The sequence below is a fragment of the Olavius algarvensis spirochete endosymbiont genome (assembly GCA_900608495.1).
Classification (GTDB): Bacteria; Spirochaetota; Spirochaetia; order DSM-2461; family DSM-2461; genus UBA2779.
This window is the reverse complement of the sequence record UWYT01000094.1, coordinates 21,586-38,489: the sequence shown is the minus strand read 5'-3', so window position 1 is coordinate 38,489 and position 16,904 is coordinate 21,586. Positions and strand designations below refer to the sequence as shown.

General features: G+C 47.6%; 19 protein-coding genes. 11 read left to right on the top strand and 8 right to left on the bottom strand.

All coding sequences use genetic code 11. The features are described from left to right. Nucleotides 1–128 precede the first annotated feature (128 nt). Together rpsD and deoC are read right to left on the bottom strand one after the other, a co-directional pair. Nucleotides 129–746, bottom strand: a complete 618-nt coding sequence (rpsD, locus tag S1OALGB6SA_RS02325) for a 30S ribosomal protein S4 (protein ID WP_124032419.1) — start codon at nucleotides 744–746, stop codon at nucleotides 129–131. A gap of 156 nt (nucleotides 747–902) precedes the next feature. Further along, nucleotides 903–1,574 carry a deoxyribose-phosphate aldolase gene (gene deoC, locus S1OALGB6SA_RS02320; protein WP_124032418.1) on the bottom strand — a complete coding sequence of 224 codons (672 nt, stop codon included), beginning with the start codon at nucleotides 1,572–1,574 and terminating at the stop codon, nucleotides 903–905. 231 nt (nucleotides 1,575–1,805) lie between these two features. Between deoC and S1OALGB6SA_RS10750 the strand changes: the two genes are divergently transcribed. Beyond that, nucleotides 1,806–2,714: a LuxR C-terminal-related transcriptional regulator gene (locus tag S1OALGB6SA_RS10750; RefSeq protein ID WP_124032417.1), complete on the top strand. Its 909-nt coding sequence runs from the start codon at nucleotides 1,806–1,808 to the stop codon at nucleotides 2,712–2,714. Here S1OALGB6SA_RS10750 and S1OALGB6SA_RS02310 read toward each other — a convergent pair. Genes S1OALGB6SA_RS02310 through S1OALGB6SA_RS02300 form a run of 3 tightly spaced genes read right to left on the bottom strand, consistent with a single transcriptional unit; the run spans nucleotide 2,711 to nucleotide 4,440 of the window. Continuing rightward, nucleotides 2,711–3,427, bottom strand: coding sequence for a hypothetical protein (locus S1OALGB6SA_RS02310; RefSeq protein WP_124032416.1), 717 nt, complete (start codon nucleotides 3,425–3,427; stop codon nucleotides 2,711–2,713). The two genes, S1OALGB6SA_RS10750 and S1OALGB6SA_RS02310, sit on opposite strands and share 4 nt — an antisense overlap. Continuing rightward, complete coding sequence (locus S1OALGB6SA_RS02305; protein WP_124032415.1) at nucleotides 3,397–3,723, bottom strand: PspC domain-containing protein; 327 nt, start codon at nucleotides 3,721–3,723, stop codon at nucleotides 3,397–3,399. The genes S1OALGB6SA_RS02310 and S1OALGB6SA_RS02305 overlap by 31 nt, the downstream gene beginning before the upstream one ends. 15 nt (nucleotides 3,724–3,738) lie before the next feature. Then, a complete protein-coding gene (locus S1OALGB6SA_RS02300; RefSeq protein WP_195910247.1) occupies nucleotides 3,739–4,440 on the bottom strand; it encodes a PspA/IM30 family protein in 702 nt (233 codons plus the stop codon). Between the two features lie 138 nt (nucleotides 4,441–4,578). Between S1OALGB6SA_RS02300 and pspF the strand changes: the two genes are divergently transcribed. Continuing rightward, a complete protein-coding gene (gene pspF / locus S1OALGB6SA_RS02295) occupies nucleotides 4,579–5,655 on the top strand; it encodes a phage shock protein operon transcriptional activator (RefSeq protein WP_124032413.1) in 1,077 nt (358 codons plus the stop codon). Between the two features lie 177 nt (nucleotides 5,656–5,832). Here pspF and S1OALGB6SA_RS02290 read toward each other — a convergent pair whose 3' ends face one another. Continuing rightward, a complete protein-coding gene (locus S1OALGB6SA_RS02290; protein WP_230204369.1) occupies nucleotides 5,833–6,342 on the bottom strand; it encodes a septal ring lytic transglycosylase RlpA family protein in 510 nt (169 codons plus the stop codon). Nucleotides 6,343–6,566: 224 nt separating this feature from the next. Between S1OALGB6SA_RS02290 and lysS the strand changes: the two genes are divergently transcribed. The 4 genes from lysS to S1OALGB6SA_RS02270 all read left to right on the top strand — a co-directional run bounded on the left by lysS (nucleotide 6,567) and on the right by S1OALGB6SA_RS02270 (nucleotide 10,791). Continuing rightward, the gene (lysS, locus tag S1OALGB6SA_RS02285) at nucleotides 6,567–8,153 is read left to right on the top strand and encodes a lysine--tRNA ligase (RefSeq protein ID WP_124032411.1); all 1,587 of its coding nucleotides are present in this window, start codon (nucleotides 6,567–6,569) and stop codon (nucleotides 8,151–8,153) included. Between the two features lie 198 nt (nucleotides 8,154–8,351). Then, nucleotides 8,352–8,939: an ATP-dependent Clp protease proteolytic subunit gene (locus tag S1OALGB6SA_RS02280; RefSeq protein WP_124032410.1), complete on the top strand. Its 588-nt coding sequence runs from the start codon at nucleotides 8,352–8,354 to the stop codon at nucleotides 8,937–8,939. A gap of 29 nt (nucleotides 8,940–8,968) precedes the next feature. Then, the gene (locus tag S1OALGB6SA_RS02275) at nucleotides 8,969–10,243 is read left to right on the top strand and encodes a bifunctional ornithine acetyltransferase/N-acetylglutamate synthase (protein WP_124032409.1); all 1,275 of its coding nucleotides are present in this window, start codon (nucleotides 8,969–8,971) and stop codon (nucleotides 10,241–10,243) included. A gap of 239 nt (nucleotides 10,244–10,482) precedes the next feature. After that, a complete protein-coding gene (locus tag S1OALGB6SA_RS02270) occupies nucleotides 10,483–10,791 on the top strand; it encodes an AAA family ATPase (protein ID WP_230204368.1) in 309 nt (102 codons plus the stop codon). 745 nt (nucleotides 10,792–11,536) lie between these two features. Here S1OALGB6SA_RS02270 and S1OALGB6SA_RS02265 read toward each other — a convergent pair. After that, nucleotides 11,537–11,755: a hypothetical protein gene (locus S1OALGB6SA_RS02265; RefSeq protein ID WP_124032408.1), complete on the bottom strand. Its 219-nt coding sequence runs from the start codon at nucleotides 11,753–11,755 to the stop codon at nucleotides 11,537–11,539. Between the two features lie 270 nt (nucleotides 11,756–12,025). Between S1OALGB6SA_RS02265 and S1OALGB6SA_RS02260 the strand changes: the two genes are divergently transcribed. After that, nucleotides 12,026–12,550, top strand: a complete 525-nt coding sequence (locus S1OALGB6SA_RS02260; protein ID WP_124032407.1) for a Smr/MutS family protein — start codon at nucleotides 12,026–12,028, stop codon at nucleotides 12,548–12,550. Here the strand turns inward: S1OALGB6SA_RS02260 and infA are convergent. After that, nucleotides 12,535–12,750, bottom strand: a complete 216-nt coding sequence (gene infA / locus S1OALGB6SA_RS02255; RefSeq protein ID WP_124032429.1) for a translation initiation factor IF-1 — start codon at nucleotides 12,748–12,750, stop codon at nucleotides 12,535–12,537. The two genes, S1OALGB6SA_RS02260 and infA, sit on opposite strands and share 16 nt — an antisense overlap. A gap of 197 nt (nucleotides 12,751–12,947) precedes the next feature. On the opposite strand from infA, the gene S1OALGB6SA_RS02250 reads away from it, so the two are divergent. The 4 genes from S1OALGB6SA_RS02250 to S1OALGB6SA_RS02235 all read left to right on the top strand — a co-directional run bounded on the left by S1OALGB6SA_RS02250 (nucleotide 12,948) and on the right by S1OALGB6SA_RS02235 (nucleotide 16,882). After that, nucleotides 12,948–13,307, top strand: a complete 360-nt coding sequence (locus S1OALGB6SA_RS02250; protein ID WP_124032406.1) for a TraR/DksA family transcriptional regulator — start codon at nucleotides 12,948–12,950, stop codon at nucleotides 13,305–13,307. A 55-nt stretch (nucleotides 13,308–13,362) separates the two neighbouring features. Further along, nucleotides 13,363–13,695 carry a hypothetical protein gene (locus S1OALGB6SA_RS02245; protein ID WP_124032405.1) on the top strand — a complete coding sequence of 111 codons (333 nt, stop codon included), beginning with the start codon at nucleotides 13,363–13,365 and terminating at the stop codon, nucleotides 13,693–13,695. 171 nt (nucleotides 13,696–13,866) lie between these two features. Next, nucleotides 13,867–15,057, top strand: coding sequence for an OmpA/MotB family protein (locus S1OALGB6SA_RS02240; protein ID WP_195910246.1), 1,191 nt, complete (start codon nucleotides 13,867–13,869; stop codon nucleotides 15,055–15,057). Nucleotides 15,058–15,256: 199 nt separating this feature from the next. Continuing rightward, the gene (locus S1OALGB6SA_RS02235; RefSeq protein WP_195910245.1) at nucleotides 15,257–16,882 is read left to right on the top strand and encodes a peptide ABC transporter substrate-binding protein; all 1,626 of its coding nucleotides are present in this window, start codon (nucleotides 15,257–15,259) and stop codon (nucleotides 16,880–16,882) included. The last annotated feature ends 22 nt before the right edge of the window (nucleotides 16,883–16,904 follow it).

Here is a 16,904-nt window from a genome sequence, read left to right as displayed (position 1 = left end):
TACGCATCAATCACATGCTAATCAAACTTCCCGCTTGCGGAAGTTTCGGGGAAAAAGCGGCCATAGATTCTGCCGGGTTTATCTCGGCTTTCCATGATGAAACCCGCTAAACAGAGACATTATGCTCTCTATTTCGAATAAAACTCCACCACCATCTGTTCATTTGCAATCAATGGTATATCAACCCGGTCAGGCAGTCGCTCAACCGATCCAACAAGAGCATCTCCATCAATTGACAGCCAGCCCGGCATAATCTGGTTGCTATGCGCCAAACTTTCCCGTAGGAGTTTCTTGCTCGATTCTGATTCCTTCACTTTGATACTGTCTCCCACTTGAACCACCATTGACGGTACATTCGCGCGCCTGCTATTCAAGCGAATATGGCCGTGGCTGACAAATTGCCTCGCCTGTGCCCGCGTAGTTGCCAAACCAAGACGATAAACCACATTATCCAGACGTCGTTCCAACAGAATCATCATATTATCGCCAGTAAGCCCGCGAAGTTTCTTCGCTTTCACGAAGGTGTTGAAAAACTGTTTTTCGCTTAAAGCATAGGATAGTCGAAGCTTCTGCTTCTCAAGCAGCTGGCGTCCGTAATCGCTAACCTTGCCTCTGCTCCGAAAATCTCTTTCCTTACCTGGTTTCTGTGGCTTCTTCTTAAGCAATCTATCGTATTTACTGTTACCGTAAATGTTGACACCTAGACGACGGACGATTTTTCCACGAGCCTTCGTGTTTCTCGCCATTGCTCTTCACCTACCAAGGAGTAAATAAAAACGCCCCTACAGAGCGCACCAAGCTATGCTACTTGACAGTTCCACTATTGGTCAATGATTTCGGGCAAAGCCAATGGAAACAGCTGTTGCCTCAATCGGGAATTTCACCCTCTCGTCTTGCCACTGTCAATAAGAGGATGGCAGTTTCTCGCCCTCAATGATACTTACCCCTACGCTGGTTCCGATGCGCGTGGCCCCGGCCTCAATCATCGCAATAACGTCTTCAGCAGTGCGCACTCCGCCGGCGGCCTTCACTCCCATATCCGTTCCAACCGTTTTTCGCATCAGACGAACATCCCTGACAGTGGCTCCATGCTCACTAAAGCCAGTTGAAGTTTTTACAAAACTGGCCCCTACATCCCTGGCCATCAGGCAGGCGTTTATTTTCTCTGCATCTGTAAGCAAGCAAGCCTCTATAATTACCTTGACACCCGCATCGCCGGCAGCATCCACAACCGTGGCAATATCATCTCGAACTAAATTCGAATCGTTCGATTTGAAGGCTCCAATATTCATTACCATGTCTATTTCCCGGGCTCCCAGTTCCACTGCTCTTCTGGCTTCATATGCCTTTGACATGGTTTCCATCGCCCCCAGTGGAAACCCAACCACCACGCAGGTAGCAATGTCAGTATCCCCAAGAAACTCCGAACAAAACGAAGTCCAGCAACTGTTAACACAAACAGATCTGAAGCCATATTCCTTTGCCTCCAGACACAACAGCCGAATCTGCCTTTTAGTTGTCCCTCCCCTTAACAGTGTATGGTCTATATAGCCTGCAAGCTCATGTTTTTCCATAACAACTCCTTGGGTATGGATAAAAATGTTACAAGGACGTATAACAAAAACGGCTAGTGATGGCAACTGGAATAAACGCGAAAAAAAGGCCACTTAACATAGTTGGATTCAGTTAACCGATGTCATATGTTATACTAGGAAACAAAGCGACGATTAAATCAAGGGTATCGAAATGCAAAATACCCCGACGTTGCGAAAATACATGAATTTAAGACTCGAAGGCAAAGCAAGTTGATTGATCATATATTTTTGTTCATATACATATTCGCCGTAGGGGCAACCTTTTCCGCTGTGTCGATGAGCCTGCTTTATTGGTTGCGACAGCGCAATACCAGGCGATTGAACACGTTTTTGTTTATTTCTTATTTAGCCATACTCCTTTTGCTTGCAGGAGTCCGATTTTACTGGGCAGAGCTCCTTAGCGGTGGCCGGGGAGTGACAATTGGAACTGGTATGGCCGAATTCGCTGGTTATGCGTTATTGCTGTACTACTTACCGGCGACAGTGAATCACATAATTGCCCGTAATTGGACCTGGCTTCGAAGGATTGCATCGATCATTGCATGTGCAGTTTATTTTGCCTTGGGCGCGGTGTATTTACTAACAGGTTTCCTGCGGCCGATTTCAATTGCGGCCGGCTTCCTATACTTTCTTGCGCTCGGCGTAATCTTAGTGGACATAGTTCGAAGCGCATCGCAGATAAAAGGAGGCCCCACCAGGGTAACCGTCTTGCTAATCACGCTCTTAACGGTTATTTTCCTACCGCTTGTTATGGCAAGCAGGCTGCTGGGGGAAAGCGGTGGAATTCCGATGTTGAGTCGTTCCATACGCTTCTTGTTTTTGTCTCTCTACTATTTCTGGATGGCTACGGCAGGAATTGTATTCTACGTAAGAGAAATGAGCGTCGATATTCAGGTGTCCATTGCCGAGCGGAGCATTCCGGAAACCCTCCCCCTCACCGAACGTGAGCGTGATATTGCGCGGTCTATCGTTCAGGGTTTAACCCATGTCGAAATTGCTCTGAATCTCGGCATAAGCCCGAACACCGTGCGCAACCATGTGTCCAATTTCTACAAGAAACTTTCAGTCCGTTCCAAAGTGGAACTACTCGGCGTGCTTCGCGGGGAGCGCAGCTATTAGTTCCCGCTCGGCCCGCCTTCCAGAACCGCTTGGATTTTCGCCTTTTCCGCGGCGTATTCACTCAGAAGGAAGCTTACGTTTTCATCAGATATTATGTCTCTCAATATAGGCAACTGAGCTCCCGCAAAATGAAGTGTGAATACGGGAAGAGTCTTCTCTTCCACTTGCTTGGTTCCGGCCCCGGGTGAAGTTTCAGCGACAGTCAGGGCGTAATCACGGCCCTGTCGAACAAACTTCAGAAGATGCTCGGCACCTTCAAAAGGATAGAGTCTCTTGCGATGGGAATACACCAGTTTGGGATTTATCAGGGCCGCGTCGTTTTCCACCGCCTGCTCAATATTCATTTCCAGCAGACGCGAACGCCACCAGGCGGCGTTCGTCGAAACCTCGCGAAATGTAAGCAAATCTTCCGAATTGAGTGTCCAGGTGACATTGTCCAAACCAAAGCCCTTATAGCTGATGAAAAGTTCCAGCATAGTTCCACTCTCATCAGTACTGACATAGGCCATGCCTTCCTGATACCCATCGAAGCTTTCCAGTCCGATTTCCACCTCTCCAATGGGCACGGGAAGCGCGCTTAGTCTCGCGGAAAGGGCAAACAGAAGCAAAGAGGTGAACAGTCTCACACCGCGTTTTTTCGGCGGGCCTACGCGGGCTTTCAAAACCATCCACCTCATGTTGATTAGCTTTTCTTGGAAAAACGGTTCTCCCAATCTCGCTCCTTGTTGATATCATCGGCCATTTTTCGATATTCCTTTTTGAGTTCTTCGTATTCCTCATCCATATTTTTACTATAATGATTGCGCCTATCCTTTCCATAGCGCGGTTCCAATGGAAAAATCAGAGCCAAGATGAAATATATCCAAATGGACATCCCTGCAAGAACAACCAGCAGGATAAATACCAAGCGAACCAGCTCGACTGGGAATTCTCTCCATTCGGCGATTCCCTTGCATACACCCAATATCAGGCCATCTCGCGATCGGTATAATTTTTTACGAGTGGACATCCTTAACTCCTCCCTTTATGCGTCTTTCCCAACGCTCTGGCTCTTGCTTGTCGTGGGCTTCCTGGCCGTATCCAAATTTTTCTTCAATGCTTCCAGTTCTTTCTCTACAATCCCATCGGATTCCAATCTGTTAAACTGCTTCTCAAGATCGTTTGTGCTGCCCGCCAAATCGGCATCGGCCTCTATCCTCTCAATACGGTTTTCCAGCTCTCCGAAACGCATCATCGCCCGGGCACCGGTTGCGTTGGATACAAGGTTCCGAGCCTTCTTTTTTTCGACGGCATGAATACCACGTTGAATCAGCATTTTATGTCGCATTATCACCTCATCAAGCTTCGATTCAAGCTGACTGATGTTGATTTTGCACTCCTCTATAAGACGATTATAGTTCTCTAAATCCTTTTGTACAAATTCCAGTTGAGTCTGGTGTTGTTTTTTCTCAAGCAAAGCCTCTTTGGCTAAATCATCCCGCTTCTTCTCGACGGCAAGTATCGCTCGCGTTCCCCAGCGCTCAATCTTTTCAGTGAATTCGTTGCGGTCGCGCTCCATCTCGGCCCGAGTCGTCATCTTTGCGGCGCACGAAGATTTCAGGTCTACAAGCGTGTCTTCCATCTCTTGAATCATAAGGCGAATCATCTTTTCAGGGTCTTCTGCCTTATCAAGCATCGCATTGATATTGGAATTGACAATATCACCCAATCTGCTAAAAACTCCCATGTTATCCTCCGTATTACTTTTTACTTTTAAGAAAGCAAGTATCATGCCAATCGTTGTTATGGAGGAGATGCTTGCAGAAAATGGTAAAAAATACCAAATTCTCTGGCATGAAATATCAAATTCTTGTAAAATATCCGGATGAAATATACAGGAGGACCGCAAGAAGCCCTCGGCGAATCAGAGGTGTTCCTTGAATTTCAGCACTTACTTGGGAGAGTGGCGCGGGTGGACCGCCCAGTACTTATTATCGGCGATCGAGGCACTGGAAAAGAACTTGCGGCCAACCGTCTGCACTATCTTTCTCAGCGCTGGAAAGGGGCTTTTGTAGCACTAAACTGCGCATCTCTTTCACCCGGCTTGATTGAATCCGAACTTTTCGGTCACGAACAAGGTTCCTTTACCGGGGCGACAGACTTTCGGAAAGGCCGTTTTGAGGAGGCAAACAATGGCACTTTGTTTCTCGATGAAATTGGATTGATACCGATTGAGGTTCAAGAGAAGATTTTGAGAGTGGTTGAGTATGGCGCTTTCCAAAGAGTCGGGAACTCGCGGACGGTTGAGGTGGATGTTCGCATTATTGGAGCCACAAATCAAAATCTGCCTAAACTCTGTGACAATGGCTTGTTCAAGCTGGATTTGCTCGATCGCCTGTCCTTCGAGGTGCTGTTTCTCCCGCCCCTGCGGGAGAGAGGGAATGATATTGTAAAACTGGCTAATCATTTTGCCGTTAAAATGGCCCGGGAACTGGGAAGGAAGCAGTCTCCAATTCTTTCAGATGAGGCGCTTCGTATTATTCGGGGGTATCGCTGGCCTGGAAATATAAGGGAGCTCAAGAATGTCATTGAGAGGGCAGTATACAGGCAAGAAGCCCCGGTGCTTGAGAGTTTGACAGTCAACCCCTTTGCAAGCCCCTGGCAATCCAACGGCGAAGTTGTGCTTGAGACCGCCGGCTCAACTGAAACGCTCATCAAAGAACAAACTGCCGAAGTTGGAAAGGGTGGGCAGGATACAGGTAAAAACCAGCTGAAAGAATCCACAGCATGGCCCATCGATTTGAAAAAGGAAGTGCAGGAACTGGAATACAGACTTCTGAAAAAGGCAATTGCGAAAGCCGGTGGGCATCAGGGGAAGGCGGCCGAATTATTGAAACTGAAATACGATCAGTTTCGGTGGCTTTCTGGGAAGAGATTGAATAGAAAGCCTGGCGTCAATTAGCAGCAGCGGATTTGAGACGACCATCGTAGGAATTTGGTGTTGGGATTTCGGTTGTTTTGTCAGCCAGCCACCGAGTGTGTATAGAGTTCACTTGGCGACGTCTCATAAACGCATAATTCTTATCGGGGGGATGTGCTTGGCGTACTAGGATGGGGAGGCCCTTAAAGCTGCCTTGTGCTATTGGAGCTGATAAATGAAAAGATTGGTAAATCCCAGGCGTTCCAATTCAATTACAGTTTGGAATACTTCTTCCTCGGCAAGTTCCGCAACAATGAGGCGGGTAATCCCATTGGGTTGCAAATCGGCTCGCGAATCTATTCCGGCCTCGTCCAGGCGATTTTTGTGAGCCAGCACCCTATCGAAATCTTTCCATGCGCCAACCTGGATATTGAAGCGCACTTGCGGTATGGCCGATTCTTCTACCTCTATATGCACTTTCGCGATTCCGTTTTGGATCATCCCGAGTTCCCTGGCCGCGGCATAGCTGAGATCGATAATACGCTCGTTGACAAAGGGGCCCCTGTCGTTTACTCGAACTCGGACAGTCCGGTTATTTTCCAGGTTCGTAACCGTTAAGTAAGTACCAAAGGGCAGAGTTTTGTGCGCGCAGGTGAATTGCATGGCGTCGTAGATTTCGCCATTTGCCGTCTTTCTTCCTTGAAAAACACCGCCATACCAGGAAGCCACCCCTGTATCCTCCCATGCAGGAAGTTGGCTGACGTTCGTGTATAGTAAGACGCAGATTATCGGCAAAGCCAAACGAGACATCGCTATAGTGTATCGGACGCGCGGGTGCATTCTATTAGGTGCAAATTTGAGAAAGCCCTGGTTTACAGTTTTTTCGACTTCTCGGGTTTCGATTCCGGCTACCCTTGATTGGAGGTGCCTTGTGTGGGTAGGATCGGCGAATTATGAAACAGGATGAGGGTAGACTAAACCACTGGGCGGATATAACCGCCTCTAAGATTATCCGCGATCGCCAGGGGAAGGAAGTTTATGTGTGCGCCTCCGGGATTACACCTTCGGGTACGGTACACATTGGAAATTTCCGGGAGATTATTTCGGTGGAATTGGTGGCTCGGGCCCTACGTGAACGGGGGGTAAAAGTCCGTTTCATCTACTTCTGGGATGACTATGATGTGTTCCGCAAAGTTCCGGAAAACATGTCGCAAAGTTTGGAGGTTTACCTGCGAAGGCCAATTACCAGTGTTCCCGATATGATAGGAGAGCGGGAAAGCTATGCGGCTCACAATGAGGAGGAACTTGAGAGAATTTTACCTCTTCTGGGAATTGAACCGGAATACATCTATCAAACCGAGCGCTACAAGGCCGGGTGTTACGCGGAAGATATAAGGCTGGCTCTCGATAAGGGGGATGTGATTCGCCAGGCGCTGGATGCCTTTCGGACTGAGAAGCTGGATAGCGATTGGTATCCCCTGAAAGTTTTTTGCGGCGCGTGCGGGAGGGATACAACAAGAGTGCTGGCCAGGCCCGCTGATTATGTGATTTCTTATGTGTGCGATGCTTGCGGCAATAATGAGACGGTGGATTTTCGGCGCTTCGGAGGTGTCAAGCTGCCTTGGCGGATTGATTGGCCGATGCGCTGGCGCTTTGAAAAAGTGGATTTCGAGCCGGCTGGGAAAGATCATCATAGTGAGGGAGGGAGTTTTGATACGGCAAAGCTAATCGCCAGGGAGGTTTTCAAATATGCTGCGCCAATTACTTTCCAATATGATTTCGTGCGGATTAAGGGTGGGAGCGGAAAGATTAGCGCTTCCAAGGGGCAGATGGTGCCGTTGTCGGAGGTGCTTAGATATTATCAACCCGAGCTAGTGCGCTTCATGTTTGTCGGCACGCGGCCAAATAGTGAATTTGCCATCAGTTTCGATTTGGATGTGATTAAAATGTACGAGGACTACGATCGTATTGAGCGCGACTACTTCAATAAGCCACAAAATCCCAAGGCGAAATGGTATAAGAACGCGCGTATCTATGAACTTTCACAGGTGGCCGCCGTGCCAGCAAGACAACCCTATCAGATTCAGTTTCGCCATCTTACCACCCTCCTTCAAATTTATTCCGGAATAACGGATGCGGTAATCAATTTTCTTGGCGATGTGCCTGCGGAAGACAGGGATGGTTTCAGAGTACGCGCGGCCTGTGCCCAAAGCTGGTTGAATAATTGCGCACCTGAGGATTTTCGTTTCAACCTGAGGAACCCCTCCGACGGTCCAATTGATTTGCCGAATGTCTCTCCCGCTTTGCTGGGAGCGCTGAGGAGCATGAAGACCCTGGTGGAAACGAAACTCGGCAGAGTGTTCGAGAGAGATTTTAACACGGCGATGTACGATGTCATTCATGAATATGAACTCGATTCGAAGGATTTTTTTGCGGTATTCTACCTGGTTTTAATCGGCAAGACGAAAGGGCCGCGGATGGTAAATTTTCTACACATTCTGGGAGCCAGGCGAGTATCGGAGCTGCTTGCGCTATACTAGCACCCTCTGTTCGGACTCTGCTTTGTCCCCGCCCTGTTGACAATTGCTTTAGGGTATCCAGCAAAAATAATCCGATGGGCAAACTCGGAACACCATGTTATACTTATTGATATCCAGGAGTGTCAAAAGGGGAGAACAAGGCCAGGTTATCCATCTGTTGCGAAGGCGAACCTTGCCAGTATTTCGGAGGAGAGTTGCATGCGAAACAGTTATGAAAAGGAAAGATTGGCGGAGAAAAACGATTATGATGGCTTGCAGTCCAAGTTTCTTGAAACCCGGACGCTGCTTTTGTCAGGGGACATAGATAAAGAACTGGCGGAGAGGCTGATTCGGAACATACTCTTGCTGGAGGCCGAGGGGGATATCCCTATCAAAGTGTTTATTGATTCGCCTGGAGGGGATGCGGATGCCGGATATGCGATTTTCGACATGCTGCGTTTTGTGAAACCGGAAATTATAACAGTTGGAATGGGCACTGTCGCCAGCGCGGCTGCCTTGGTACATCTTGCCGCCAACAAAGAGAACAGATTGAGCCTACCCAACGCCCATTTCCTGATTCATCAGCCTCTTTCGGGTATGCGTGGGGTGGCCACCGAGATTGAAATTCATGCGCGGGAACTGGAAAGACTGCGGGAAAAGATTAATGTCCTGATTGCACGTGAGACGGGCCAGTCGCTGGAAAAGGTTGCCGGAGATACCGATAGGGATTATTGGCTCAATGCGGAAGAGGCTTTGGAATACGGTTTGATTACGCGAATAATTAAATCGCGGTCGGAGTTGGCTTAGCTCCGTAAAACTGGCTATTATGTGGCCGAATGCTTTACCCTAGTTTTTCTGCATATCAACGTAGATTGAGAAAAGACGCGGTTCTTCCCGACGGATTTGAGGTTGGGGTGGGCTCGCTGGAATTTGTGCCGCCGGAAAGACCGAATGGTGGCGTTCAAAAAATGAATCTTGGTTTAATAAGAATGCTGCAGCCTACGGCGTCGTTTGCAGGGGTTTTTTCAAGAAACGCCTTTCCTGGCTGGCCCATTGTTGTTGGACGAGAACTGCTTGAGAGTTCTCAGATTCAGGGAGTCCTCGTAAACAATAGGGTGGCCAATGTTGGCGTAGAGGGAGGACTCGAAGCTTCCTGGCGACTTTCGGAATTCTGTAGCGAAATTTTTGGCGACTCTGCACCTTATTTCCCCTCTTCGACGGGGGTTATTGGCTGGGCCTTGCCTTTGAAAGAGATAGAAGCCGCGCTCACGGACCTCAAAGGTAATATGAGTACGGGTTTGATTCTCGAATTTGCCAAAGCAATCATGACAACTGATTCCTGGCCAAAGGTGCGTTCACACGACTGTGGTGCGGGAAGAATTTTGGGTATTGCCAAGGGAGCGGGAATGGTTGAGCCGAATATGGCGACAGCGCTCGCCTTTATTCTCACCGATGTGGATTTTCCACGGGACGTCGGAAGGCGCATTTTCCTGGAGGTGGTGGATGGAAGCTTCAACAGAATAAGCATAGACGGCGAAACCAGCACAAGCGATTCAGTTTTTCTTTTGTCCTCCTGCCTGCATTCCTACCCTGGCAACGATGAGTTCAGAAATGCTCTGATGGAAGTTTCATTCAATTTGGCTGAGGATGTAGTTAGAAACGGTGAAGGTTGCGCCCATGTAATCAGGGTAAGCGTTGCTGGTGCCTCAAATACCGCCGAGGCCCATAGATTGGCCCGCGCTGTGGCCAATGCTCCGTTAAGCAAGTTGGCGATAAGGGGCAACGATCCTAACGTTGGGCGAATTCTCCAGTCGCTTGGAGCGGAGTGCGGACGCCTGGGGATTGGAATCAATCCTAAGAAGTTGGAACTGGGCATTGGAGGCAGAACTGTTTTCCGCAATGGCGCGTTCCATTTGGGAAAAAAGATGGAGGAATTCTTGCACAGCTATCTTAAGGATTCGGAGCTGCCCATACCCCCGCATGGTTGGCCGATTCACGAGAAGAAGGTGGAGATTGAGATTGCCTTGAATATGGGAATGGCCTCCGCATCGGTGATTGCTTCAGATTTGTCTGAAGAGTACGTAAAAATAAATTCCGATTACCGGACTTAAGGGGAAATTGCGTGGATATCGCGACACAAATCAATAACGCAATGAATCTGTGTGGATGAAGCTCGTAAGACAACAGGACGGCGGGTGGGACATGAGGGAGTTGGCTGATTGGACTGATTGCGTCGGGTCATATACTGGTTGAAGGCGTATCCGGCCTGACGAAGTCATTAAAGGGTTGGATGCTCAGTTTACTCCGGATTTGCTGCCGGCAGACTCAAGCAGACAGCAGACTGGCGAATTTGTACTCGCAGAGGGCCGTTTTTTACAATGTTGTATTGGCTGATGAAATCAGCAGAGTAACTGCGAAGGTTCAATCTGCCTTACTGGAGGCGGTGTTCGAGAACCAGGTTACAATTGGGGAACAGAACTTACCCAGGCCACTTCTTGTTATGGCCACCCGGAATTCGATTGAGCAGGAAGGAACCTATCGACTTCCAGAAGCCGGCTTGATTGTTTTCCAATCAAGATTAATGTTGACTATTCCAGCCCGGTATGAGGAACTTGCGGTTCTTGAACAGGTGGTGGATAAGATTAAGATAACATTGTAAGGAAGTGTTGAACTCAGACATCAAATTCTAAGAAACCATAGAATCAATCAAAGCCGGCAGGAGATTCGACGCTGCATTGTTTCCCTGGTTGCCGTGAGTCGAATAAAGGACAGGTGCAGATTCCCTCAGGCCTTTTGGATTTCTTAGATGCAGGAAGCAAGGCGGGATTTACAGTCCTTGGATATTCCAAACTGCTCTTTTACTCTTTTAACTCGTTTATAAGAATTTATTTCGTTTATAAGAATTTATTTAAGAAGGAATATGAAGAATTCTGGGAATGGGTAAGATGAGATAGAAGTGGCTCGCGGATTTTCGAGCTTCCAAGTCGGATGTTTTGGAGGTTGGCACGGATGAAGAAGGTGTCGAGGCTCTCCAGTTCTTTCCCGTTAGAAGGCGCCCCGAAGATGAGGCTGGATTCCTTATCGAAATTTTCGCTCGTTGCATTTAAGGGATGAGGCTATGCTTGCGGTGCCCATGACAAAAGCCAGGGTATGCTGGATCTTTGAGCCGCCCGTCTGGAACCTGGTTTGCCCACTGTGGACGGCACAGATATCGAGACCGCGGGGCATGGTTCCAATGCTGATTTGCTTCTTGGAACCCAGCCTGTTTCGCTATTGAGAAATCTTTTTTCATTGTGAGAAATGGACTTTGGACGTTTCGTACCTGTCGGGTTTTCCAGTGTTGATGATATTTCTCGGACAGAGGAAGTTGAGCCTGGAACTGTTCAAGTGGAGTCTTGGCGGCGTTATCGCTGATTCTCGTGTTGTCTGTGCCCTTGCTGTTGGCTTCCGCCAGGAGCCCGGCTCTCAAGTTGAAACAGCATCCCGGAGAATCGCCTGGAACTTTCAAACCAGATTCCCTCCACCTTGTCTTTTCCACCGGCTTCTGTTTTTATTCCACTTCTGCTGTCGTTGGCTATTTTGATGTTTTGAAGGGGTGTAAAGGGAAGTGAATTTTTTTTCATAATATGTACGTTCTTTTTGCTTTCATCATCTGTCTTTGTAGGAGTTTGCGATCATCTTTGGAATCGACATACAGCGGGGGTGAAAGAAGATTCAAAACCGCTTAAGAAATTTCCGGGCTCGCTGGCTGCCGACTTGATTCAACTTTCGCAGGTGAAATGTTGAGAATTGTTGTTTTTTAAGGATGATTATTGCCTGGTACGGACCGGTTATGGCTTGGGGGGTTGGTTACCGCGTTCCTTGCTGATTGTTGTTTCGGGGAGATATTAGGGATGAGTTTCGATACGATATTGGATAGATGGAAAAATCGTCGAAGTGACCGGGAAAACGGACAGAGCAGGCGCGGCCTGGTAAGTTGGTTCGATGGCTCTGTGGTTCGGAAGGCTTTTCTGGTGGTTCTCAGCACGGCCGCGATTAGCGGGAACTGGCTTGATGATTATCCACCTGATGCCCGGGCGCTTGGAGATAAGGAGGAGGGAGATTCTAACCATCTTAACAAGATGAGAGTGAACTGGAGGCGGAAGGCTCACCAGGATGTGTTGGATCTGCATGGCTCAACTGAGGAAGAGGCGAGGAGGGAGATAGGGGCCTTTATTGGCTCAATGCGGAGGCGTGGGCTTCGAAAGGGATTGATTATTCATGGCAAAGGGCTGCACTCTAAAGGCCAGGCGATACTGGGGTCTGTGGTACGCAATTGTCTTGAGAGTAGCACCGAAGTTGGAGGGTTTGGAAGAGCTAAAGCAAAGGACGGCGGTTCGGGCGTAACCTGGTTTCTGTTACGTCAGCGTTCTCGGTAGATTATTCTGCCCCGAGTGAGATCGTAGGGGGACAGGGCAACGCGAACTCTGTCACCAGGTACGATACGAATGTAGTGTTTCCGCATTTTTCCTGATAGGTGGGCCAAAATCAGGTGACCTGCTTTCAGTTCAACTCGAAACATTGTATTGGGAAGTGACTCTTTCACAACTCCCTCCACTTCTATGGCCTCTTCCTTCAAAAAGCGTCCTCCTGAAGCTTTGTTTTCACCTTTAGTTCCGAACGTACAATATTTTACGGCGTAGCGTCCAGTCAAGGCCGCAAAAATAATGTTGCATTCGGTTATCTTCCAATCTGGATTGTGCCCACAATCTCCCAAGCTTATTGACAAACTGAGAACTATCATTCAAATTGTGTGCGTTTTTACACGGAGTTTTTATGAACGAGAAGTTCAAAACCGAAATGCAGCGGAAATTGACAGAACTCAAGGAAGAAGTTCTCAATACTCTAATCAATGAAAACAAAGATTTCCGAGCGGCCGTAGAGGACATGGGTGTGAAAGACCTTGCGGATGTGGCTTCCAATGATATAGATGCTCGAATTCTGGAAGTCATTGGAACAAAGGATACAGTGAGGTTGAAAAGAATTGAAGCGGCTCTTGGCCGTCTTGAGAATGGTCGCTTCGGGATTTGTGTGAGCTGTGGGAAAAGAATCACTGATGAACGTCTTAGCGCCATTCCCTATGCGGTTATGTGCATAAACTGTCAAACCAATTCCGAACACCGAAGAATGCATTAGCTATTAAGTTAATTTCATACTTGAATTCTCCGATAATGCTGTTGTGAGGATTAAAATGGATTCCGTTGCGGTAAGTGGCCAGTTATCACCTCTTCGGATAGTGCGTGTTTCCCAGTCCGACGGACGCGTATCGGTTCCCGTTAAACCCTCTCATACTGTATTCGCACAATTCAGACACGTTTCAGGCACCCCTGCTTCCGCGGGTGAGAACACGGTGCCGATTTCCAGACTGTTTTTACTTAATCGCATTGTCAGCATGTTGCAGGCAAGAAAGAAGCATCTAGTTAGCAATTCCGGCCTTGCTGGTTTGCAACAAACCGAGATTAAGGAGTATGGTGCGGTGTCAAGTCAGGTAAAGGCAGGGTTGATTCTTAACTTCAGTGCCTGAATTCTCATCATTTGCGATACTGCTCGCTCAAGCGTTTCCCAAGCGATAATCGTAATGTTGCTGGAGCGCGTGAGACAGATTAATTCCGTGTTTGCGTGTTGTAGTCGACCTGAAACCTTAGCACTCGGAACCATTCGGTTGGTGATGTGGCGAGTTCGTGTCGGATGCCTTGTGTTCGCTCTATTCGCATTCTTTTCCAGTTCTCGAATTTTCCCTCAGACTCGCTTTAACTACATCCACAACAAGGGTGACAAGTGGCATTTAACCAGCATTATAGATGAGGAAGTGTTGGTAAATGGCGAGTACAGTTCCAGTTCGCAGATCCGAAACAAGATTTCTGTTGAGGTTGTTGAAGGAGAGGGAGATGGTGGTTTGTTGCGAGTCAATTATCAGATATCCGAAAAGGCGACAGACTCTGATATTTATTCCTGGTTTGAAAATTATGAAGTTGAGTATCGGAGAGATGTTCGAGGGCGTATATCAGGTATCAGAACGGAATCTCCGGTACCGATGACCCGCAATATCCCAGTTTATCCTGATGGTTTTGTTCCTTTGGGTGCGGGATGGACAGCCAGCGGTGTAGAAGTTTTCGACTTCAAGAAGCTGTTCTTTCAAATTGACATGCTTCTGGAGATTCCATTTGCAGCGCACTACAAATATCTGGAATCGATCGAGCGTGACGGGAGACGGATGGAAAGAGTTTCAATAGATTGCAGTTATCAGTGGACTCCGGATTTGGACACGCTTAAACTTTTTGATGCTTATGCTTGGTTTCCCGTTGAAATTATTGGAACATTTTGGCAGGAAGTATTATGGGATGCCAGTTCTGGTAGGAATTATGCGGAAACGGGAGGGTTCGAATACAGCTATCTTATGAACGATGGGATAGTGTTCACTTTCAAGGGTACCTCGAAAGGTCAGGCAGTATATTATACTGTGCTCGATAAGAATTCGATAATCGAAGAGATTGAAGATTTAACCAGCGATGATATTAGGGCCAAATCCATTGACGAGGGAGTTAGTATCTCACTGAATGATATACATTTTGTGCCAGACGAGGCGCGGATGCTTAGTGGGGAGGAGGAGAAGCTGGAGGAAATTGTGGGAGTGCTTAGACGTTATCCAGATAGAGATATTCTAGTTGTTGGGCATACTGCAAAACCCCCGGGAAGTTCGGATGGTTGGGAGCTTTCTTATCAACGCGCACAGGCCGTAGCTCGGTTTCTTATCGAGCGGGGAGTAAGAACAGAGTCACAAGTGGTGATTCGCGGCATGGGGCATTCGCAGCCAATTGGCGACAATTCCACCACTGAAGGCAGGAAAAAGAATCGAAGGGTAGAGATAGTTATTCTGGAAAATTGACATGACTGATACTTGATTAGTTCAGACAGCCTGCTTACACAAAACATACGGCAATTTTTTAGGGACCGCTCTTCAACGATGAGAAAGCATAAGGAATTTTGCGACCCTTAGATATTTAGACTTGAATGAAATCAGAAGCCAATCACCAGTAGACAACAATGTTGAGAAGGTATAAAATTCAATTTTAAGGAGGATTATCTTGAAGAGAAGAAAACTGATTTCTTTGGTGCTTGTGCTACTAGGGGTGACAACCATCGTTAGCGGCAAAGGAGACAGGGATGACAGGGATTCGGATTTTGCATCAACGCTTTATTGGAATCTTTCATCTTCCGGTCCGAAAACTATAGATCCCGCTCTGAACGGCGCAACTGATGGTGGCGATGTTATCAGTAACCTGTATGAAGGCCTGGTTCGTGAACAGGCAGGTGTTGTTAAACCTGGTATTGCAGAGAGTTGGGAAATCTCCGACGACGGAAAAACTGTTACCTTCAAACTTCGTGATTCGCTGTGGTCTGATGGTTCCAGATTGACGGCGCACGATTTCGAATATTCCTGGAAGCGCGCTATGGATCCCGCAACGGCATCTGAGTATTCCTGGATTTGGGAGTATACCAACGTGGTTGGCGCTCAGAATGTTGCGGAAGGTAAAGGCTCTTTGGAAGATGTTGGAATCAAAGCCCTGGACGACTATACTTTGCAAGTAGAACTGTCAAACCCAACATCATATTTCATTTCGCTTGTAGCTTTTTATCATTTCATGCCTGTCAAGCAAAGCTCTGTTGAGGCCGGTCCGGATGGGATTTGGGCAAGCGATCCAGAACTGGCTATCAGCAACGGTCCTTTCAAACTCGCGGAATACACAATTGGTGAAGGTTTGAGGATGGAGAAAAATCCCAACTATTGGAAGGCAGACAATGTGAAACTCTCTGCTATCGAAGTTGCATTCATTGATGATTTAACCACTGCATACACCGCTTATCAGGCAGGTGAATTCGATTTTCTAAATGATGTGCCTCCATCGGAAATTCCCAGACTGACTGCGGAAAATCCAGAATTCTATATATTCCCTTTACTTGGTACATATTATTACAGCTTCAATCTGGATTTAGACATGTGGAAGGATGAGAGGGTGCGAAGGGCGCTTACCCTTGCCATTGATAGGGAAAAAATTTGTGAGATTGTGGGTGGAGGAAAAATTCCAGCAGCTGGTTTTGTACCCGTGGGTTTCATTGATCACCAGGGAAACGATTTCGCCGAAACTGCCGCCAGCAGTGGAATACCGACTGACGGAAGTGGGATTGAAGAGGCAAAACGCTTATTGGCGGAGGCCGGATATCCCAATGGTGAAGGATTCCCAAAATTCACCATCATATACAACACCAGCGAGAACCATCAGCTGGTGGCCGAAGTGGTGCAGGAAATGTGGAAGACAAATTTGGGCATCGAAACCGACCTTATCAACCAGGAATGGGCAGTATTCCAAGATACGCGGAAGCAAGGTGAATACGAAGTTTGCCGAGGCGGCTGGCTGACAGACTTCATGGACCCCATGGGTTTACTTGCTATATTTCAGGTAGATAATGACTATAACGATAGCCATTATAACAATAGCACCTTTGACGAGCTTGTATCCTATGCCAATAAGACAGTCGGCGCGGAGCATTTTGAAGCTCTTTATGAAGCAGAAAAGATTTTGATGACTGATTTGCCGATTGCCCCTGTGTACTATTACACCGAGATTTACTTATCATCACCGCAAGTGAAGAACTGGACAAGGAGCGTGCTCAGCGCACTGGATTTTAGTGGTGCCTATCTTGAAAGATAAAGCGTAAGGAAGTGGGCCGTTC